The sequence below is a fragment of the Cupriavidus sp. FW306-1B-F12B genome, from assembly GCF_058781795.1.
Genome location: NZ_JBYSXC010000016.1, coordinates 131,711 through 152,195, shown reverse-complemented (window position 1 = coordinate 152,195; position 20,485 = coordinate 131,711). Strand labels below are relative to the sequence as shown.

Here is a 20,485-nt window from a genome sequence, read left to right as displayed (position 1 = left end):
CGGGGTTGATCTGGCGCAGCCCGAAAGGGGCATGACAAGGCGCAAGGCATCAATCCGGCACATAACTTATTGTACAATACGCCGGTTTACGGTCTCCTGAACGGGTGACGCGTGGCATCCATGGCCGCGTGCCTCGACTGCCGTCGTCCGGGCGGGAAGCCTAGTGTGTCGTTCCATCGTGGGCAGGGCCTTTGCCCCGCATTGCGCGTTGCACCGGAGGGTGCGGCGGCGGGAGCGGGCTGGCGGGGTCTGCCGCCACGGCCAGCGCTTTGCGGATCGGTCAGCCGCGCGCGGGTGGCCACGATACCAGCCTTTGCACCGGTGCGTCCTCACCGCCGGCAAAGCGCCGGGGCGGCACGCATCACGGTATCCAAAACAATTCAGAGAAGGTGTGCGAATGAACCGCATTGCGAAGATTCTGGGTGTCCTGGCTTTGGCCGTTCCTGCCGCCGCCCTTTCCGGAATGGCATCTGCCGCAGAGCAGGCCGCCGCAAAGGCTGACCCGGCCAAGGGTGAAACGCTGTACACGCAAGGTGCCCCCGACCGCAATGTGCCCGCCTGCCTGAGCTGCCACGGCGCCGCCGGCAACAGCGCTGCCGCCGCCAACCCGAAGCTGGCCGCCCAGCATCCCGAGTACGTCCACAAGCAGCTGGCCGACTTCAAGTCCAAGGCACGCAACAACGCGATCATGGTGCCGATGGCATCGGTACTGACCGACGAGGAAATGCGCAACGTCGGCGCCTACCTGGCCAAGCAGTCGCTCAAGCCGGCCACCGCCAAGAACAAGGACACCATCGAAGCCGGCCAGAAGATCTACCGCGGCGGCATCGCAGCCAAGGGCGTGCCCGCCTGCGCCGCCTGCCACGGTCCTACTGCCGCCGGCATCCCCGCCCAGTACCCGCGCATCGGCGGCCAGTGGGCGGACTATACCGAGGCACAACTGGTGGCATTCCGCCAGGGCACCCGCAAGAACAACCCGGTCATGACAACCATCGCCGCCAAGATGTCGGATGCCGAGATCAAGGCGGTGGCGGATTACGTCGCCGGCGTTCGATAACGATTCCGCGACTCCGCTGGCGCCCGCCAGGCGCCGGCGCGTTGGTTTGGCGGTCCCCCGTTCCGGCGGGGGGCCGCGGCATGCAACCGAACGCGCCTGTCACAATCGAAAAGGGTGGCCTGCTTGCCAAAGCAGGTCCGCCCTTTTTTCATTTCCAGCCGCACGTTGTTTTAGGTTTCCCTGCACATGTCGACCGCTTCCACTTCAGGGCTGCACCTGAAGACCTCTCACCGCGTGCTGCGCGACGCGGTCGAATTGTTGTCCTCGATGCGCTTCGCGATCGCGCTGCTGACGGTGATCTCCATCGCCAGCGTGATCGGCACCGTGCTCAAGCAGAACGAGCCGTATCCCAACTACGTCAACCAGTTCGGGCCGTTCTGGGCCGATGTGTTCCACACGCTGTCGCTGCAGAAGGTCTACGGTTCCTGGTGGTTCCTGCTGATCCTGGCCTTCCTGGTGGTGTCGACCAGCCTTTGCCTGATCCGCAATGCGCCCAGGATGGTGGCGGACATGCGCTCGTGGAAGGACCATGTGCGCGAGCGCAGCCTGCGCGCCTTCCATCACCGCGGCGAATTCGACGGCGCGCGCCCGCGCACCGAGGCGGTGAGCCGCCTGTCGGCGCTGCTGCGCAACCGCGGCTACCGCCTCAAGGCGGTCGAGCATGACGGCGCCACGCTGCTGGCGGCCAAGGCCGGCGCGGCCAACAAGGCCGGCTATATCCTGGCGCACACCGCCATCGTGGTGATCTGCATCGGCGGCCTGCTGGACGGCGACCTGCTGATCCGCGCGCAGATGTGGCTGGGCGGCAAGACCCCGATCAGCGGCAACGCGGTCATCAGCGAGATCCCGCCGCAGCACCGGCTGTCGGCGAGCAACCCGGGCTTTCGCGGCAACGCCTACGTGCCCGAGGGCTCGACCGTCTCCACCGCTATCCTGAACATTTCGGACGGCGCGCTGGTGCAGGACCTGCCGTTCGCGATCACGCTCAAGAAGTTCAAGGTCGATTTCTACGAGACCGGCATGCCCAAGCTGTTTGCCTCGGATGTGATCGTGACCGACCGCGCGACCGGCAAGCAGACCGAGGCCACCATCAAGGTGAACGAGCCCCTGATCGTCGACGGCATCGCCATCTACCAGTCCAGCTTCGAGGACGGCGGCTCGCGCCTGAAATTCGTCGGCTACCCGATGCAGGGCAGCGGCCACGCCACCTTCACCATCGATGGCGCGGTGGGCGGCAACAAGCCGCTGGCGGGCACCGGCACCAGCGCCGACAGCGATGGCCTGACGGTCGAGTTCAGCGACTTCCGGCTGATGAACATCGAGAACGTCACCGATGCCTCGGGCAAGCCCGACGCGCGTGGCGTGGCGCGCAAATCGTTCAACGAGACCCTGGAAAAGCACCTGGGCGCCGCCGCCAGCACCGACCGCGCCAAGACGCTGCGCAATGTCGGCCCGTCGGTGCAATACAAGCTGCGCGACCGCACCGGCCAGGCGCGCGAGTTCAACAACTACATGGTGCCGGTGCAGATGGACGGCCAGTCGGTGTTCCTGGCCGGCATGCGCGAATCGCCCAGCGAACAATTCCGCTATCTGCGCATCCCCGCCGACGACCAGGGCAGCGTGGCCGACTGGATGCGCCTGCGCGCCGCGCTGCAGGACCGCGCGCTGCGCGGCGAGGCCGCGCGCCGCTTTGCGCTGGCCTCGATGCCGGGCGATGACAAGGCCGACCTGCGCCGCCAGCTGGCCGAAAGCTCGCTGCGTGCGCTCGACCTGTTCGCAGGCGCCACGCGGCCTACGCCGGATTCGCCCCCGGGCGGCTTCACCGCGATCGCCGCGTTCCTGGAGAAATCCGTGCCCCCGGCCGAGCAGCAGAAGGCCGCCGACGTGCTCCTGAAGATCCTGAACGGGTCGATGTGGGAGCTGTGGCAGCTGGCGCGCGCCCAGGACAAGCTGCCGGTGGTAGCCAACAGCGCCCAGAGCGGCACCTTCCTGCAGCAGGCCATCAACGCGCTGTCGGACAGTTTCTTCTACGGCGCGCCGGTGTTCCTGCAGCTCGACGACTTCAAGGAGATCAAGGCCAGCGTGTTCCAGCTGACCCGTGCGCCGGGCAAGAACATCGTGTATCTTGGCTGTCTGCTGCTGGTGCTGGGCGTGTTCGCGATGTTCTATATCCGTGAGCGCCGGGTCTGGATCTGGGTGAAAGACAAGCCCGCCGAGGGCGACACCGAGCCTGGCAGCCATGTGCTGATGGCGATGTCGACCCAGCGCCGCACGATGGATTTCGAAAAGGAATTCACGGCGCTGCGCGACGATATCGGCCGCGCCGCAGGGGGCCGCAGCGAGGCGCCCGAGCCCGCCGGCACCCCCCACTGAATTGAGCAGGTACGCTATGTCCTCAAATGTGAACCAGGCCGGTCCCGCCATGCGCGGCACCACGCGCGCCGACACCGGCGCTGACGAGGCCTATCTCGAACCTTCCTTCCTGCGCCGCCTGACCTGGGTGGACTGGCTCTTTGCGCTGGCGCTGGCAGTTGGCGCCGGCGTGGCGCTGTCGCAATACGGGCAGTGGATGGACGGCTACGACAAGGCCGTGCTGATCGGCGCCGTGCCTGCGTTCGCACTGCTCGGCTGGCACTGGAAGGCGGTGCGCCCGCTGATGCTGGCGCTCACCGCGCTGTCGCTGTTCGCGATCCAGCTCTACCAGGGGCAGCTGGCGCGCGCGGACCAGGCCTTCTTCCTGAAGTATTTCCTGTCAAGCCAGTCGGCCATCCTGTGGATGAGCGCGCTGGTGTTCCTGTCCACGCTGTTCTACTGGCTCGGGCTGGCGGCGCGCTCGAACACGGGCTACAGCATCGGCAGCAAGCTGTGCTGGGGCGCGGTGGTGCTGGGCTTCACCGGCCTGCTGGTGCGCTGGTACGAGTCCTACCTGATCGGCACGGACATCGGCCACATCCCCATTTCCAACCTGTATGAAGTGTTCGTGCTGTTCACGCTGATCACTTCGCTGTTCTACCTCTACTACGAAGGCCGCTACGCCACGCGCGCGCTGGGCCCGTTCGTGATGCTGGTGGTGTCGGCCGCGGTGGGCTTCCTGCTGTGGTACACGGTCAGCCGCAATGCGCAGGAGATCCAGCCGCTGGTGCCGGCGCTGCAAAGCTGGTGGATGAAGATCCACGTGCCGGCCAACTTTATCGGCTACGGCACCTTTGCGCTGGCGGCGATGGTCTCGGTGGCCTACCTGCTCAAGCAGCGCGGCATCCTGGCTGAACGCCTGCCATCGCTGGAGCTGCTCGATGATGTGATGTACAAGGCCATCGCAGTCGGCTTTGCCTTCTTCACCATCGCCACCATCCTGGGCGCGCTGTGGGCGGCCGAGGCCTGGGGCGGCTACTGGAGCTGGGACCCGAAGGAAACCTGGGCGCTGATCGTCTGGCTGAACTACGCGGCGTGGCTGCACATGCGGCTGATGAAGGGCCTGCGCGGCACGGTGGCGGCCTGGTGGGCGCTGGTCGGCCTGCTGGTGACGACCTTTGCGTTCCTGGGCGTCAACATGTTCCTGTCGGGCCTCCACAGCTACGGCGAACTGTGACGCGGCGCCATGCTGCAATGCAAAACCTGCCTCCGGGCAGGTTTTTTTTCGTCTTTTTTCAATTTTTCTGGATGCCCATGGAATAAAGGCGTCACATCCGGTGTTTACTTGAGGAGCGGTGCCGGCTGGCGGTACCGGTTTGTATGGAGAACAAGATCATGGCACGTGTGCGTCTTACCACTGCAGCATCCCTCGTTCGTCCCGCCGCGCTCGCGCTCGGCTGTGCGGCTGTCCTGCTCGCCGGTTGTTCCGGCATGGGCCTGGGCGGTGGCGGCGGCGCCGGCAACTTGCCGCCCACGGTGAAGGTGACCAGTGGCGTGCTGACCGATCCGCAGGGCCTGACGCTGTACACCTTCGACCGCGACACCGCCGGCAGCGGCAAGAGCGCCTGCAATGGCCCGTGCGCCACCAACTGGCCGCCGCTGATGGCCGCGCCTGGCAGCAATGCGTCGGGCCAGTACACCATCATCACGCGCGATGATGGCGGCAAGCAGTGGGCGTACCGCGGCATGCCGCTGTACCGCTTTGCCAAGGACGCCAAGCCGGGCGACCGCACCGGCGACAACCTCAACAACGTCTGGCACGTGGCCAAGCCCTGACGCTTCGGCAGCCACCGCAGCCACGGCATGGAAGGGTTTGACGGCCAGCTCGTCGCGCTGGCGCCGCGGCTGCGGCGCCATGCGCGCGGCCTCACCGGCGACGCGGCGCTGGCCGACGACCTGGTGCAGGACACGCTCGAGCGCGCGCTGCGCTACCGCTGGCGCTTCCGCCTGCGCCCCGGCGCCTGGTGGGGCGACGGCGCCGATGGCCTGCTGCCGTGGCTGCTGACCCTGATGCACCGCCTGCGCCTGAATACCGTGCGCAGGAAGGAACTGGTGGTCACCACCGAGACGCTGCCCGAGGTCAGCGCCCCCGCTGACGACCCCGGCCTGCGCCGCGACCTGGTGCAGGCGCTGGCGCAACTGCCGGAGGCGCAGCGCGCGGTGCTGCTGCTGGTCAGCCTGGAACAACTGACGTACGCCGAGGCCGCGCGCGTGCTCGATATTCCGCAGGGCACGGTGATGTCGCGCCTGGCGCGGGCGCGCGAGCAGATGCGGCGGCTGCTCGACGGCGCCGGCCCGGCCCGGCCTGCCGCCGCCAGCCCCCTGCAGCGGGTGAAATGATGTCCGCCATCCACGAAGCCGATCTACATGCCTACGCCGATGGCCAGCTTTCCGGCGCGCGGCGCGCCGCCGTGGAGGCGTACCTGGCGCAGCACCCGGAGGCGGCGGCACAGGTCGCAGTCTGGCGCCGGCAGGCCGATGCCCTGCACGGGGCGCTGGATCCCGTACTGAACGAACCCGTACCGCTCGCGGCCTTGCCGCCGGGGCTGCACGGAGATCGCAAGCGCAATGCCGCGCGAACCAAGCCGCGCTGGGCCATGGCGCTGGCGGCCACCTGCGCGTCGGTGGCGCTGCTGGCGGTGGGCGGCGCTCTCGGCTGGCTGGCGCATGACCGCCTTGGCAGCAGCACGCTGGTGCTGGCGCCCGGTGAGCGCTTTGCGCGCGAGGCGCTGGCGACGCACGCGGTCTACGCTCCGGAAATGCGCCACCCGGTTGAAGTCGCGGCGACGGAAGAGGCCCACCTGATCGCATGGCTGTCCAAGCGCCTGGGCACGGCGCTGCAGGTGCCGGACCTGCGCGCGCAGGGCTTCCACTTGATCGGCGGCCGCCTGGGCGTGGCCGAAGGCGGCCCGTCGGCCATCCTGATGTATGAAGCGGACGACGGTACGCGCCTGTCGCTGCAGCTGCGGCGCATGGCACAGGGCACGCCCGATACGGGCTTCCGCGTCGAGCGCATGCCAGGCGCAGGCTCCAGGCGGCCAGCCGCCGGCCGCGACCCGATGATGGCCTTCTACTGGATCGACCGCGACCTGGGCTTTGCGCTGGCGGGCCCGCTGGAACGGGCGCGGCTGCTCACGGTGGCGCAGGTGGTGTACCAGCAGTACCAGGGCGGATAGCCGCGCGCGAGGTGCCGGCGGCACATTGCGTGTGCCTGGCACCTCATGATCCGCGGCATTCCGACGCAGGCACAAAAAACTGTCAGGACTGGCCCGCACTCTCCGACCAAGGCCAGAGTCCAATCCTGCAAGCGTGTGGGCGCGACCGGCGCCGGCACGGCCAGGCAACGAGGAAAACCATGCTGATCCCTACCCCCAAATGGTTGCGCGGCGGCGATATCGCCGCCGGCGAGATCACGCCCCGTCACGTCTTCGAAGCGCGCCGCCGCGTGCTGGCGCTGGCCGCGGCCGGCGCCGCCGGCAGCACGCTGGCGCCGTGGTTCGCGCGCCAGGCCCTGGCGCAGGGGCAGCACGGCCAGAAGCTGGCCGCCACGCCCAACAACGCCTATGTCATCACCGACAAGCGCACGCCCTTCGAGGACGTCACCACCTACAACAACTTCTACGAATTCGGCACCGACAAGTCCGACCCGGCGCGCAACGCCGGCACGCTGCGCCCGCGCCCATGGCAGGTGTCGGTGGAGGGGCTGGTGAAGAAGCCCAAGGTCTATGACCTGGACGAGCTGATGAAGCTGGCGGCAATGGAAGAGCGCGTCTACCGCCTGCGCTGCGTGGAGGGTTGGTCGATGGTGATCCCGTGGATCGGCTACCCGCTGGCCGAGCTGATCCGGCGCGTCGAGCCGCAGCCTGGTGCCAGGTACATCCAGTTCATCACGCTGGCCGACAAGAAGCAGATGCCCGGCGTCAGCAGCGGCGTGCTCGACTGGCCGTACAGCGAGGGCCTGCGCATGGACGAGGCCATGCACCCGCTCGCGCTGCTGACTTTCGGCCTGTACGGCGAGGTCCTGCCCAACCAGAACGGCGCGCCGGTGCGCATGGTGGTGCCGTGGAAGTACGGCTTCAAGAGCGCCAAGTCGATCGTGAAGATCCGCTTTGTCGACAAGCAGCCGCCCACCAGCTGGAACCTGGCCGCGCCGCAGGAATACGGCTTCTATTCGAACGTGAACCCGGACGTGGACCATCCGCGCTGGAGCCAGGCTACCGAGCGCCGCATCGGCGAGGAGCGCGGCAGCGGCTTTGGCGCGTTGTTCGCACCCAAGCGCAAGACCCTGCCGTTCAATGGCTACGGCCAGCAGGTGGCGTCGCTGTACCAGGGCATGGACCTGAAGAAGTTTTTCTGATGCAAGGCGAGCGCATGGCTACCTCTTCCACCAGCGCCGCCGCCGTGGCGGCGCGCAAGCCGGCCGGCCTGGCCACGCTGTCGCCGCAGCGCGTGCGCGCGCTCAAGCTTGCGGTCTGGCTGCTGGCGCTGCTGCCGTTCGTACGGCTGCTGTACCTGGGGGCCACGGAGCAGTTCGGCGCCAATCCGCTTGAATTCGTGACGCGCTCCACCGGCACCTGGACGCTGGTGATGCTGTGCCTGACGCTGACCATCACCCCGCTACGCCGCCTCACCGGCTGGAACTGGCTGATCAAGCTGCGGCGCATGCTGGGCCTGTTCGCGTTCTTCTACGGCCTGCAGCACTTCCTGCTGTGGATCGGCGTGGACCGCGGATTTGACCTCGCCTACATGATCAAGGACGTGTACAAGCGGCCCTTCATCACGGTCGGGTTCACCGCCTTCATGCTGATGGTCCCGCTGGCGCTGACCTCGACCAACGGTATGGTGCGCTGGCTGGGCGGCAAGCGCTGGCAGGCGCTGCACAAGCTGGTCTATGCGATCGCGGTGCTGGCCATCCTGCACTACTGGTGGCACAAGGCGGGCAAGAACGACTTTGGCGAAGTGTCGATCTACGCGGCGGTGGTGTTCATGCTGCTGGGGATGCGGCTGTGGTGGCGGCTGCGCAAGCCCGCCGAGGGGGTGCGCCAGCCCGCCACGTAGGCGGGCCGGGCTTTGGGATTTAATCCTGCAGCAGGCGTTCGTCGCGGAACAAGTCCTCGACCAGTTCGCGCTCGCGCACCAGGTGCACCCTGGCGCCATCGACCATCACTTCGGCGGCGCGCGGGCGGGTGTTGTAGTTGGAGCTCATGGTGAAGCCGTAGGCGCCGGCCGACATCACTGCCAGCAGGTCGCCCGGCTGCACTGCCAGCGCGCGGTCGCGGCCGAGCCAGTCACCGGATTCGCACACCGGGCCGACGATGTCGTAGGTCACCGCTTGCGCGTCGCGCAGCACCACCGGCTCGATGCGGTGGTAGGCCTCGTACATGGCCGGGCGAGCCAGGTCGTTCATGGCGGCATCGACGATGCAGAAGTTCTTGGCCGCGCCGGGCTTGAGGAACTCCACCTGCGTCAGCAGCACGCCGGCGTTGCCCACCAGCGAGCGGCCCGGCTCGAACAGCACCTCGCGGTGGCCGTGGCCGCGCGCGGCCACGCGTTCCAGCAGCGTGGTGGCAAAGCCGGTGATGTCCGGCGGGGTTTCGTCGGTGTAGGTGATGCCCAGGCCGCCGCCCACGTCGATATGCTCCAGGCGGATGCCGTCGCGCTCGAGCGCCTCGACCACGTCCAGCACCTTGTCCAGCGCTTCCAGATAGGGCTCGACCTCGGTGATCTGCGATCCGATATGGCAGTCGATGCCGGTCACTTCCAGGTGCGGCAGCGCGGCCGCGGCGCGGTAGGTCGGCAGCACGTCCTCGAAGGCGATGCCGAACTTGTTGCCCTTCAGGCCGGTGGAGATATACGGGTGCGTCTTGGCGTCGACGTCCGGGTTGATGCGCAGCGACACGCGCGCACGCTTGCCCACGCGGCCGGCCACTTCGTTGAGGCGGTCCAGCTCGGGGATCGACTCGACATTGAAGCAACGCACGTCATGTGCCAGCGCCAGTTCCATTTCCGCCGCGCTCTTGCCCACGCCCGAGAACACCACCTTGCGCGGGTCGCCGCCGGCGGCCAGCACGCGCTTGAGTTCGCCGCCCGAGACGATGTCGAAGCCGGCACCGAGCTTGGCAAGCACCTGCAGCACCGCCAGGTTGGAGTTTGCCTTCATGGCGTACTGGACCTGCGCCTTGCGGCCCTGGCAGGCGGCGGCGTAGGCCTGGTAGGCAGCGGTCAGCGCCGCGCGCGAGTACACATAGGTCGGCGTGCCGAATTCAGCAGCGATGCGCGCCAGCGGCACCTGCTCGACGGCAAGCGCGCCGTCCTGGCGATGGAAAAATGCGGTCATGGTTATCGGGTGGTGGAGGCGGCAGGGGACGAGGCCGGCTGCGCGGCGGGGGCAGGGGTGGCGGGCGGGGCCGGCATGGCATCGGCGCGGCCCAGGCCCGGATCCGTCACGGTCGGCGGGGTCGGCTCGGGCGGCACTTTGGGCATGGTCAGCGGCCCGCGGATGCCGCATCCGCCCAGTAGGGGCATCGCAAGGGCGGCGGCAAACGCCGATACAATCGCAACACGACGCAGCATCGGGTCGTCCTTTAGGCTGTTGGCAAGGCGTTGGATGGCCCGCGCGCAACGGCCGGGCATCCGAAGGATTCTTAACAAAAAAGCCGTTCGCGCCACGTACGCCCGGTCCGGGCAGCGGCGGCAACGGCGGTCTCGGAGTTTAGCATGCCCCCCTTGAGCGAAAGCGAGTTCCTGGCCCTGGCCACGCAGGAGCTGGACCGCATCGAAGCCACGGTCGAGGCGGCCGCCGACGCGGCCGACGCCGATATTGAGATCAGCCGCACCGGCAACGTGATGGAGCTGGAGTTCGAGAACGGCACCAAGATCATCATCAACAGCCAGGCGCCGATGCAGGAACTGTGGGTGGCCGCGCGCGCCGGCGGCTTCCACTTCCGCCGCGACGGCGAGCGCTGGATCGACACCCGCAACGGCGGCGAGCTGTACGCGGCGCTGTCGGGCTACGTCAGCGAGCAGGCCGGCGCGGCCCTCACGCTGGGCTGACGCAAAGCCTGCCTCGCGGCAAAAGAAAAGCCGGCCTCGTGGGCCGGCTTTCCGCTGTCTGGCGGCCGTGATCAGGCGCCGCCGAACATCTCCAGGATCTTCTTCTTCTCGGTCTCGGTGTCGGCCGGCGCGTTGGTCGACTCCTCCGGCTTGCCCGGCCACGGATCGCCCAGGCCCACCGAAGCCACCCCGGCGCCGCCGGCATTCTCTTCGAAGGTCCAGTCGCCGCCCACCATCAGCACGCCTTCCGGCGCAGGGCGCTCCGGCGACTCCGGCACGCCCTTGAGCGCCTTGCTCATGTAGCCCACCCAGATCGGCAGCGCCAGGCCGCCACCGGTTTCGCGCACGCCCAGGCTCTTGGGCTGGTCGTATCCCATCCAGGCGATTGCCACCAGGTTGGGCGTGTAGCCGGCAAACCAGGCATCGACCGCGTCGTTGGTGGTGCCGGTCTTGCCCGCCAGGTCGTTGCGGCCCAGGCGCTGCTTGGCGCTGTTGGCGGTGCCTATGCGCACCACGTCGCGCAGCATGGTGTCGGCGAGAAAGGCGGTGCGTGCGTCAAGCACGCGCACGGCGTCGGTGCCGGCGCGCTGCGGCTGGGTTTCGGAGATCACGTTGCCGCGCGCGTCCACCACCTTCTGGATCAGGTACGGGTTGATGCGGTAGCCGCCGTTGGCGAACACCGAGTACGCGCCCGCCATCTGCAGCGGCGTCACGGCGCCCGAGCCCAGCGCCATCGGCAGGTAGGCCGGGTGCTTGTCGGCCTCGAAGCCGAAGCGCGTGATGTAGTCCTGCGCGTACTGCGTGCCGATCGCGCGCAGGATCCGCACCGAGACCAGGTTCTTGGACTTGGCCAGCGCGCGGCGCATGGTCATCGGGCCCTCGAAGCGGCCGTCATAGTTCTTCGGTTCCCACACCTGGCCGCCGGTATCGGGGCCGATCGTCAGCGGTGCGTCGTTGATCACCGTGGCCGGCGAGAAGCCCTTTTCCAGCGCGGCCGAGTAGATGAACGGCTTGAAGCTGGAACCCGGCTGGCGCCAGGCCTGGGTCACGTGGTTGAACTTGTTGCGGTTGAAGTCGAAGCCGCCCACCATCGAACGGATCTCTCCGTCCTGCGGGTTGATCGACACGAACGCCGCGGCCACTTCCGGCAGCTGGGTCACCGACCAGTTGCCTTTCTCGTCCTGGGTCACGCGGATGACCGCGCCGGGGCGCATCTTCATCTTGGGTTGCGCGTTGGACGACAGCGACGGCGCGATAAAGCGCAGCGCCGAGCCCTCGATGGTTGCCACTTCGCCGGACAGCAGCGTCGCCTTCACCTGCTTGGCCGACACGCTGGTGACCACGGCCGAGCGCAGGTCGCCGCTGCCGGGGTGCTCGACCAGCGCATCGTCGATGGCCTGCTCGCGCTCGGCCGGGTCGGAAGGCAGGTCGATAAAGGCCTCGGGGCCGCGGTAGCCGTGCTTGCGCTCGTAGTTCATGATGCCGGTGCGCACCGACTCATAGGCGGCGTCCTGGTCCGGCTTGGTCAGCGTGGTGTAGACCGTCAGGCCGCGCGTGTAGGTTTCTTCGCGGTACTGCGCGTACATCAGCTGGCGCACGATCTCGGCGACGTATTCGGCGTGGGTCGAGAACTCGTTGCCCTCGGTGCGCACCTTAAGCTCGGCATGCACGGCCTGCTCGTACTGGTCGGGCGTGATATAGCCCAGGTCGCGCATGCGCTGCAGGATGTACTCCTGGCGCACCTTGGCGCGGCGCGGGTTGACCACCGGGTTGTACGCCGACGGCGCCTTGGGCAGGCCGGCCAGCATGGCGGCCTCGGCCGGCGTCACTTCGCGCACCGACTTGCCGAAGTACACGCGCGCGGCGCTGTCGAAGCCGTAGGCGCGCTGCCCCAGGTAGATCTGGTTCATGTACAGCTCGAGGATCTGGTCCTTGTTCAGGTTGGCCTCGATCTTGTACGCCAGCAGCATCTCGTAGATCTTGCGCGTGTAGGTCTTCTCGCTGGACAGGAAGAAGTTGCGCGCCACCTGCATGGTGATGGTGGAGGCGCCCTGCGACAGCCCGCCGCGCAGGTTGGCCAGCCCGGCGCGCAGCACGCCGACAAAGTCGACGCCGCCGTGCTCGTAGAAGCGGTCGTCCTCGATCGCCAGGACCGCTTTTTTCATCACGTCCGGAATCTCGGCGATGGGCACGAAGTTGCGCCGCTCTTCGCCGAATTCGCCGATCAGCACATTGTCCGCGGTGTAGATGCGAAGCGGGATCTTGGGCCGGTAGTCGGTGATGGTGTCCAGCGAAGGCAGGTTGGGCGCGGCCACCAGCAGCGCGTAGCCGAGCAGCAGCGCAATCACGACGGCACCGGCGACAACCAGTCCGACCGCCCAGAACATGAGCCGCGTCCAGATCGGACGGCGGGCAGGGTGGGACGGCTTGTGTTGTGCGGTGGCCATAAGGGAAATACCTAGTCAGGGGTGCCCGGGATTATATCTTCCGGCATCGGCCCGCCCGGGCGTACAGTGGTGCGGGCGCCGCTATCGCGCTGTTACAAGATGTAATGTGGCGAATGCGTGCACGCACGGCGATGTTGTGTGCAGCTAGAGGGGTACGGGCAGGCGCACAAGCGGGCACGGAAGGGAACCCGACGACCGTGGGGTTTTGGCAACGGATTGGTGAGGGGCTTCTCAAAAAGAACTCGGCGCCAGTTCGGCACATTGCCACCGATGCTGGATTTTGTGAGAATCGACCAACATAAAAGAGCAAAGGTTTCATTCAAGAAACAAGGCTCGCCCGATTAGAGCGTTCAAGCCAGGGGCGAGTTCAAAAGTCAGGGGGTCACCTTGCGTCGGGGCATTTTGTCGGGGCTTCTACGCCGGACTACGGTCGGCGTGGATATCGGGTCGTCCAGTGTCAAGGTAGTCGAGCTGTCCGTAGGGGGCAGCAGGCAAGACTATCGGCTGGAAAAATGCGCCAGCGAACTGCTGGACCGCAACGCCGTTGCCGATGGCAACGTCATCAATATCGAGGCCGTCGGGATCGCGCTCAAACGCGCGCTGGGCAAGGCCGGCATCCGTTCGAAGGACGTGGTGCTGGGCGTGCCGTCCATGCTGACGGAGTCACAGACGGTCAGCCTGCCGGACAACCTGTCCGAAGACGAGCTGTATTCCCAGGTCGAGTCCGAGGCGCACCGGCTTTATCCGCCGTCGCAGGCGGTCAACTTCGACTTCGCCGTGATCGGCCCCAGCGAGACCGAGGGCGGCATCGGCGTGCGCGTCACGGCGGCCAACAGCGACCGCGTGCAGGAGCGCGTGACCGCGGCCGAGATGGCCGGGCTCAAGCCCCAGGTCATGGATGTCGAGGAATACGCGGTGCAGCGCTCGATCGTGCAGATGCTGGGCGTGCCGCACGAGATGCCCGAGGCCGATGCGCGCGCGCTGCCGGTGGTGGCGGTGATCCACCTGGGCGGCAGCCGTTCCAAGGCGATCTTCTACCAGGGCTGGAAGGAACTCTACGAGCAGCCGCTGAACAGCTACGGCGACCAGCTCACGCAGAGTGCGGCGCGCATGTTCACCCTCGACGCGCTCAAGGCCGAGATCAAGAAGCGCAAGAACACGCTGCCTGAAGCCTGGCGCGCGCAGTTGCTCAAGCCGTCGCTGGATGCACTGGCGATGGAAGTGCAGTCCGCGGTCGGCAACTTCATCGCCAGTTCCAGCCTGGGCCGGGTCGACGAGATCCTGCTCTCGGGCGGACATGCGTCGCTGCTCGGCGTGCAATCGGCAATCCAGCACCAGACCAAGATCACCACCACGCTGGCGAACCCGTTCGCCAACATGGCGACCAACGCCAAGGTCAACGAGCGCTACCTGCAGCGCGACTTGCCGGCGTACATCGTCAGTGCCGGCCTGGCCCTGCGCGGCCTGCAATAACGCACCGGAGGCATCAGATGTCTACGAACACACTGCCTTCGGTCAACCTGCTGCCTTACCACGAAGCCCGCAAGGCAGCACGCCGCAAGAAGGTCTATACGATGCTGGCCGGTGCCGCGGTGGCTGGCGCTGCCGTGGTGCTGCTGGGCGGCTTCTATATCGACGGGCGCATCGCTTCGGTGGTCGCGCTCAACCAGGTATTGAGCACTGAGAACGCCAGGCTGGACGGGCAGATCCGCGAGGTCAACAGCCTGAAGAAGGACATCGACGCGCTGCTGCAGCGCCAGAAGGCGGTTGAAAGCCTGCAGACCGAGCGCAACCGCCCGGTGCAGCTGCTTGAGGAACTGGTGCGGCAGGTGCCGGAGGGCGTCTACCTGACCAGTCTGAAGCAGACCGGCGAGGCCTTCACCATCGCGGGCGTGGCGCAGTCCAACGAGCGCATTTCCGAGCTGCTGCGCAACCTGAGCGGGGTGGCCTGGCTGGACAAGGCCGAGCTGGTCGAATCCAAGGCTGTCACCATGACCAACAACCTGCGCGAGCAGCGCCGGTTGTTCGACTTCTCGATGCGTTTCGCGTACCGCGCGCCGGAAGCGGCGGCCGACGGCAAGAAGGCCGTGCCGGGCGCGTCCGCACCCGCAGCCGCCCCAGTTCCCGCACCCGCAGCCGGAAAGGCCTGACCATGGCGCTCAATACTGAAATCAACCTGGCCGACCTGACCGGCCAGTTCCGCGGGCTCAACCTGAACGAACCGGAGACGTGGCCGGCCGCGCCGCGCGTGCTGTTCGCGGTGCTGGCCGCGGCCGTGGTGCTGCTGCTGGGCTGGCAGTTCTACTGGAGCGCCAAGTTCGACGAACTCGACCGCCAGCGCCAGGAGCAGGAAAGCCTGAAGCAGGCGTACCAGTCCAAGGTGGCGCAGGTGGCCAACCTGGACGCACTGCGCGAGCAGAAGAAGCAGGTGGAGCAGCGCGTGGCGCTGCTGGAGCGGCAGCTGCCCAACAAGGCCGAGATGGATGCACTGCTGGCCGACGTCAACCACGCCGGTGTCGCACGCGGGCTGCAGTTCGAGCTGTTCAAGCCGCAGGGGGCGGTGATCAAGCCCTACTTCGCCGAGATCCCGGTGAACCTGCGCGTGACCGGGCGCTACCACGAGGTGGCGCAGTTCAATGCCGACGTTGCGGCCCTGTCGCGGATCGTGTCGATGCAGAACCTGCAGCTGGCCAATACCAAGGAAGGCGGGATGTCGATGGAGGCGGTGGCGATGGCCTACCGCGCGCTCGACCCGGACGAGCAGGCCGCGCAGCGCAAGGCCGCGGCAGCCGCTGCGGCAGCCAAGGCAGGAGGTGCCAAATGAGGCGCACCGCCCGTACCCGCAGCCTCGCGTGGATCACGGCGCCACGCACGTTCGCGGCGGCGGCGCTGGCCGTCGGCCTGCTCGGCGCCTGCGGCGCCAGCGATGAAGACGCCTTGCGCCAGTGGATGGATGCCACACGCAGCGCGCGCGCCAAGCCGCCCGAGCCGCTGCCCGACGCCCGGCCCTATGTGCCGCGCGAGTACGCCGCAGCCAAGGCGCCCGAGCCCTTCGCGCAGGCCAAGATCGGCGAGCTGAACAAGACGCTGGCGGATTCGCCCGAAGCCGGGCGGCGCCGCGAGCCGCTGGAGGACTACCCGCTCGAGAACTTCAAGATGCTCGGGATGATGAAGAAGCACGGGGAGACTTTCGGCATCGTGCGGGTTGATAACAAGATCCACCATATCAAGGTGGGTCAGTATCTCGGCCAGAGCTATGGCCGGGTGGTCCGCATCACCGATCAGGAGATCGTGCTGCGCGAATTGGTCCGGGAGGGGGTATCAGAGTGGAAAGAGAAAATGACCAGCCTGAAGCTGGAGGTGGCGGCATGACCCTCGCGCGCTGGTACCGTGCGCTCGCGGGCGCCGCAAGAATGGCAATGGCGCTGTTGCTGGTGATTGCCGCGCCGGCCGCGCTGGCACAAAGCAACCGCATCAAGTCGGTTGACGTCAGCATGGTCGGGGAGCAGACCGTGTTCACGATCGAGCTCGAACGGCCGCTGGCGCAGAAGCCGGCGGACTTCACCACGCAGAACCCGGCACGGCTCGCGATCGATTTCTTCGATACCGGCTTTGCCAACCGGCGCGCGCAGTACGACTACGGCGGCAAGCTGGTCAAGTCAGCCAACGTGGTGCAGATCGGCGACCGTACCCGCGTGATCCTCGACCTCACGCGCAACGCCACCTATCGCACCGACCAGCGCGGCAACTATTTCGTGGTGGCGCTGGATAATGTGGCGCCGGCGGTCAAGAACGCTGCGCCCACGTTTGCGCCGGCTGCGACGGCGACGTCCACAGCCGCGGCGGCGCGGCCGTCGGTGCGCAATGTCGACTTCCGCCGCGGTGCCGATGGCGCCGGGCGCGTGGTGGTGGACCTGTCCTCGCGCGATTCGGGCATCAACATCGCGCAGCAGGGCAAGAATATCGTGGTCGATTTCCTCGGCACCACGCTGCCTGACAACCTGCGGCGGCGTTTCGACGTCAGCGACTTCGGCACGCCGGTGCAGGGCATGCAGGCCTCGGACACCAACGGCAACGCGCGCCTGACGATCGAGCCGCGCGGCAACTGGGAATACAGCTCGTACCAGACCGATACCCAGTTCGTGGTCGAGGTGCGCCCGGTCAAGGAAGACCCGACCAAGCTGATCAGTGGCCCAGGCTACCGCGGCGAGCGCCTGTCGCTGAACTTCCAGAACATCGACATCCGCTCGCTGCTGCAGGTGTTTGCCGATTTCACCAACCTGAACATCATCACCAGCGAAAGCGTGCAGGGCAACCTGACCCTGCGCCTGAAGGATGTGCCGTGGGACCAGGCGCTGCAGATCGTGATGGATGCCAAGGGCCTGGCCTCGCGCCGCAACGGCAATGTGCTGTGGGTGGCGCCCAAGGCGGAGCTGCAGACCAAGGAGAAGCTGGAACTGGAGTCGCAGCAGCAGATCAATGACCTGGAGCCGATCCGCAGCCAGGTGTTCCAGCTCAATTACCAGCGTGCCGAAGACGTGCGCAAGATGCTGCTGGGCATGGGGGCGGGCGGCGGTGCCGTGGCCGCCGTCAGTACCGCCGGGGCGGCGGGCGCCAGCACGCGCATGCTGTCCAGGCGCGGTTCGTTGACGGCCGATGCGCGCACCAACCAGCTCTTCGTCTCGGATATCGCCAGCAAGCTGGAAGAGGTGCAGAACTTCATCGGCAAGATCGACATCCCGGTGCGCCAGGTGATCATCGAGGCGCGCATCGTCGAGGCCACCGACTCCTTCAGCCGCAACCTGGGTGTGAAGCTGGGCTTTGCCGGGCAGTACAACAATGCCCGCGTCGGCAACACGTACAACAACGTGCTGCCCGGGGCCACCTCCGACAACGGCCCGTTCCTGAGCCTACCCGCCGGTGCCATCAACGGCACCAACCCGGCCAATGTCGCGGTCAGCCTGTTCAACAGCGCCGCCACCAAATTCCTGGCACTGGAGTTGTCGGCGCTGGAAGCGGATGGCAAGGGCAAGATCATCTCCAGCCCGCGCGTGGTCACGGCCAACAACATCAAGGCGCTGATCGAGCAGGGTACCGAGCTGCCGTACCAGGCGGCGACCTCCAGCGGTGCGACCTCGGTGCAGTTCCGCAAGGCCAACCTGAAGCTGGAAGTGACGCCCCAGATCACGCCCGAAGGCAATGTGCTGCTCGATGTGGATGTGAACAAGGACAGCGTCGGCATCCAGACCACTTCCGGCTTTGCCATCGACACCAAGCACGTGCAGACCCAGGTGCTGGTGGAGAACGGCGGCACGGTGGTGATCGGCGGCATCTACACCCAGACCGAGTCCAACGAAACCGACAAGGTGCCGCTGCTGGGTGATATCCCGGTGCTGGGCTACCTGTTCAAGAACAACGCCAAGGTGCGCAACCGCACCGAGCTGCTGGTGTTCCTGACCCCGCGCATACTGAACGAGAGCGTGTCGCTCCGGTAGGGACATGGCGTCCGGAGGACGCCGGATACAGTAGACTGGCAGGCCGCATCGAGGGATGCGGCCTTTTTTTTGCGCGCCGCGGGGGGCGGAGACGGCCCCGGGACGGGCCAGCCATGTGGGCCATGCCGCATTCGCCACTTGCCGGCCGCGCCACAACATAAGAAGATGATGCAGTTCCCAACCGGGGAGGACGGCCCGCATGCCGCGCTCCCGAACGACAGTCCAGTGACAGCCTCAGCGACAGGCCCGGCGGCACAGCGCCAGGCCCAGGATCGGCGCGATGCCGATCGATCTGACTCCGAGCGACCGGAATCCGATCGACCCAACCTCTTTTTCGTCGGCCTGATGGGCGCCGGCAAGACCACCGTGGGCCGCACGGTGGCGCGGCGCCTGCACTATCCGTTCTTCGATTCCGACCATGAACTGGAGGCGCACTGCGGCGTGCGCATCCCGGTGATCTTCGAGGTCGAGGGCGAAGCCGGCTTCCGCGACCGCGAGGCCGCGATGATCCGCGAGCTGGCCGCGCGCCAGGGCATTGTGCTGGCCACCGGCGGTGGCGCCGTGCTGCGCGCCGAGAACCGCGAGGTGCTGAAGGCCCGCGGCACGGTCGTGTACCTGCGCGCCAGCCCTCACGACCTGTGGCTGCGCACCCGCCACGACCGCAACCGGCCGCTGCTGCAGACCGAGGACCCCAAGGGCAAGCTCGAGGCGCTCTATGCCGAGCGCGACCCGCTCTACCGCGAGGTTGCCGACTTCATCATCGAAACCGGCAAGCCTTCGGTGGCGCAGCTTGCTAATATGGTGTTGATGCAACTTGAAATGGCCGGTTTCCCGATCGATCCCCCGCAGCCGGCCTCCGCGCCGCCGGAAGCGTCGGAGCCGCCGGCGCAGGACCCCAATCCATGATTACGCTTGAAGTCGACCTGGGCGAGCGCAGCTACCCCATCCATATCGGTACCGGCCTGCTGGACAACGCCGAACTGCTGCGCCCGCATGTACGCGGCCAGCACGCCGTCATCGTCACCAACGAAACCGTCGGCCCGCTCTACGCGGCGCGGGTGGAGGCGGCCCTGGCCGCGCTCGGCAAGACCGTGCGCACCGTCACGCTGCCCGACGGCGAAGCCTTCAAGCACTGGGAAACGCTGAACCGGATCTTCGACGCGCTGCTGCAGGCCGGCGCCGACCGCAAGACCACGCTGGTCGCGCTGGGCGGCGGCGTGGTGGGCGACATGACCGGGTTTGCCGCGGCCTGCTACATGCGCGGCGTGCCCTTCATCCAGATGCCGACCACGCTGCTGGCGCAGGTGGATTCGTCGGTGGGCGGCAAGACCGGCATCAACCACCCGCTCGGCAAGAACATGATCGGCGCGTTCCACCAGCCCAACGCGGTGATTGCCGACATCGACACGCTGCGCACGCTGCCCGCGCGCGAACTGGCCGCCGGCATGGCCGAGGTCATCAAGCACGGCGCCATCGCCGATGCCGAGTACTTCGGCTGGATCGAGCGCAATATCAAGCCGCTGAATGCCTGCGACCCGGACCTGATGGCGCTCGCCGTGCAGCGCTCCTGCGAGATCAAGGCCGGCGTGGTGGCCCAGGACGAGCGCGAGGGCGGCCTGCGCGCCATCCTCAATTTCGGCCACACCTTCGGCCATGCGATCGAGGCCGGCATGGGCTACGGCGCCTGGCTGCACGGCGAGGCCGTCGGCTGCGGCATGGTGATGGCCGCCGACCTGTCGCACCGGCTGGGCTTTATCGACACCGAGACCCGCGCCCGCATCCGTGAGCTGACGCAGGCCGCCAACCTGCCCGTGGTGGCGCCGGAACTCGGTGCCGACCGCTATATCGAACTGATGAAGGTCGACAAGAAGGCCGAGGCGGGCAGCATCAAGTTCATCCTGCTGAAGCAGCTCGGCGAAGCGTTCATCACCACCGTGCCGGACGCTGACCTGCGCGCCACGCTCGCGCACGCCATGCTCAAACCACCCACCGAGGCCCCGGTCGCCTGACCGATCGGTTAT

The 20,485-nt window shown here is 67.2% G+C and carries 19 protein-coding genes; 16 read left to right on the top strand and 3 right to left on the bottom strand.

Translation table 11 applies throughout. The features are described 5' to 3' along the window. The first annotated feature begins 397 nt into the window (after positions 1-397). The 8 genes from AC3WLE_RS24530 to msrQ all read left to right on the top strand — a co-directional run bounded on the left by AC3WLE_RS24530 (position 398) and on the right by msrQ (position 8,527). A complete protein-coding gene (locus AC3WLE_RS24530; protein WP_010812367.1) occupies positions 398-1,057 on the top strand; it encodes a c-type cytochrome in 660 nt (219 codons plus the stop codon). Between the two features lie 186 nt (positions 1,058-1,243). Further along, positions 1,244-3,430: a cytochrome c biogenesis protein ResB gene (locus AC3WLE_RS24525; protein ID WP_492320432.1), complete on the top strand. Its 2,187-nt coding sequence runs from the start codon at positions 1,244-1,246 to the stop codon at positions 3,428-3,430. A 49-nt stretch (positions 3,431-3,479) separates the two neighbouring features. After that, the gene (ccsB, locus tag AC3WLE_RS24520) at positions 3,480-4,646 is read left to right on the top strand and encodes a c-type cytochrome biogenesis protein CcsB (protein WP_492320449.1); all 1,167 of its coding nucleotides are present in this window, start codon (positions 3,480-3,482) and stop codon (positions 4,644-4,646) included. Positions 4,647-4,804: 158 nt separating this feature from the next. Next, the gene (locus tag AC3WLE_RS24515) at positions 4,805-5,245 is read left to right on the top strand and encodes a COG4315 family predicted lipoprotein (RefSeq protein ID WP_011616154.1); all 441 of its coding nucleotides are present in this window, start codon (positions 4,805-4,807) and stop codon (positions 5,243-5,245) included. A gap of 27 nt (positions 5,246-5,272) precedes the next feature. Beyond that, positions 5,273-5,809: an RNA polymerase sigma factor gene (locus AC3WLE_RS24510; RefSeq protein ID WP_492320431.1), complete on the top strand. Its 537-nt coding sequence runs from the start codon at positions 5,273-5,275 to the stop codon at positions 5,807-5,809. Beyond that, positions 5,806-6,645 carry an anti-sigma factor family protein gene (locus AC3WLE_RS24505; RefSeq protein WP_492357590.1) on the top strand — a complete coding sequence of 280 codons (840 nt, stop codon included), beginning with the start codon at positions 5,806-5,808 and terminating at the stop codon, positions 6,643-6,645. The genes AC3WLE_RS24510 and AC3WLE_RS24505 overlap by 4 nt, the downstream gene beginning before the upstream one ends. A gap of 179 nt (positions 6,646-6,824) precedes the next feature. Further along, on the top strand, positions 6,825-7,826 hold the full coding sequence (gene msrP / locus AC3WLE_RS24500; protein ID WP_492353422.1) for a protein-methionine-sulfoxide reductase catalytic subunit MsrP: 1,002 nt from the start codon (positions 6,825-6,827) through the stop codon (positions 7,824-7,826). Further along, positions 7,826-8,527 carry a protein-methionine-sulfoxide reductase heme-binding subunit MsrQ gene (gene msrQ, locus AC3WLE_RS24495; RefSeq protein ID WP_492320428.1) on the top strand — a complete coding sequence of 234 codons (702 nt, stop codon included), beginning with the start codon at positions 7,826-7,828 and terminating at the stop codon, positions 8,525-8,527. The genes msrP and msrQ overlap by 1 nt, the downstream gene beginning before the upstream one ends. A gap of 19 nt (positions 8,528-8,546) precedes the next feature. Here msrQ and lysA read toward each other — a convergent pair whose 3' ends face one another. Further along, complete coding sequence (gene lysA / locus AC3WLE_RS24490; RefSeq protein ID WP_492320427.1) at positions 8,547-9,806, bottom strand: diaminopimelate decarboxylase; 1,260 nt, start codon at positions 9,804-9,806, stop codon at positions 8,547-8,549. Between the two features lie 2 nt (positions 9,807-9,808). Continuing rightward, complete coding sequence (locus tag AC3WLE_RS24485) at positions 9,809-10,042, bottom strand: hypothetical protein (RefSeq protein WP_492320426.1); 234 nt, start codon at positions 10,040-10,042, stop codon at positions 9,809-9,811. Between the two features lie 144 nt (positions 10,043-10,186). Between AC3WLE_RS24485 and cyaY the strand changes: the two genes are divergently transcribed. Next, a complete protein-coding gene (gene cyaY / locus AC3WLE_RS24480; protein ID WP_010812358.1) occupies positions 10,187-10,522 on the top strand; it encodes an iron donor protein CyaY in 336 nt (111 codons plus the stop codon). A 71-nt stretch (positions 10,523-10,593) separates the two neighbouring features. Here the strand turns inward: cyaY and AC3WLE_RS24475 are convergent, their stop codons facing one another. Next, positions 10,594-12,969 carry a penicillin-binding protein 1A gene (locus tag AC3WLE_RS24475; protein ID WP_492352804.1) on the bottom strand — a complete coding sequence of 792 codons (2,376 nt, stop codon included), beginning with the start codon at positions 12,967-12,969 and terminating at the stop codon, positions 10,594-10,596. Positions 12,970-13,371: 402 nt separating this feature from the next. Here AC3WLE_RS24475 and pilM point away from each other — a divergent pair, with 402 nt between their 5' ends. The 7 genes from pilM to aroB all read left to right on the top strand — a co-directional run bounded on the left by pilM (position 13,372) and on the right by aroB (position 20,473). Beyond that, the gene (gene pilM / locus AC3WLE_RS24470) at positions 13,372-14,442 is read left to right on the top strand and encodes a type IV pilus assembly protein PilM (protein WP_035820419.1); all 1,071 of its coding nucleotides are present in this window, start codon (positions 13,372-13,374) and stop codon (positions 14,440-14,442) included. Between the two features lie 17 nt (positions 14,443-14,459). After that, the gene (locus AC3WLE_RS24465) at positions 14,460-15,119 is read left to right on the top strand and encodes a PilN domain-containing protein (RefSeq protein ID WP_492357215.1); all 660 of its coding nucleotides are present in this window, start codon (positions 14,460-14,462) and stop codon (positions 15,117-15,119) included. Between the two features lie 2 nt (positions 15,120-15,121). Beyond that, positions 15,122-15,793, top strand: a complete 672-nt coding sequence (locus tag AC3WLE_RS24460) for a type IV pilus inner membrane component PilO (RefSeq protein ID WP_456806731.1) — start codon at positions 15,122-15,124, stop codon at positions 15,791-15,793. Beyond that, complete coding sequence (locus tag AC3WLE_RS24455; RefSeq protein ID WP_492320423.1) at positions 15,790-16,341, top strand: pilus assembly protein PilP; 552 nt, start codon at positions 15,790-15,792, stop codon at positions 16,339-16,341. Before AC3WLE_RS24460 ends, AC3WLE_RS24455 begins: the two co-directional genes overlap by 4 nt. Next, a complete protein-coding gene (locus tag AC3WLE_RS24450) occupies positions 16,338-18,464 on the top strand; it encodes a type IV pilus secretin PilQ (RefSeq protein ID WP_492357214.1) in 2,127 nt (708 codons plus the stop codon). Before AC3WLE_RS24455 ends, AC3WLE_RS24450 begins: the two co-directional genes overlap by 4 nt. A gap of 345 nt (positions 18,465-18,809) precedes the next feature. Continuing rightward, positions 18,810-19,370 (top strand): shikimate kinase, encoded by a 561-nt coding sequence (locus AC3WLE_RS24445; protein WP_211982343.1) that lies wholly within the window; start codon positions 18,810-18,812, stop codon positions 19,368-19,370. Further along, positions 19,367-20,473, top strand: coding sequence for a 3-dehydroquinate synthase (gene aroB / locus AC3WLE_RS24440; RefSeq protein WP_492357213.1), 1,107 nt, complete (start codon positions 19,367-19,369; stop codon positions 20,471-20,473). The genes AC3WLE_RS24445 and aroB overlap by 4 nt, the downstream gene beginning before the upstream one ends. The last annotated feature ends 12 nt before the right edge of the window (positions 20,474-20,485 follow it).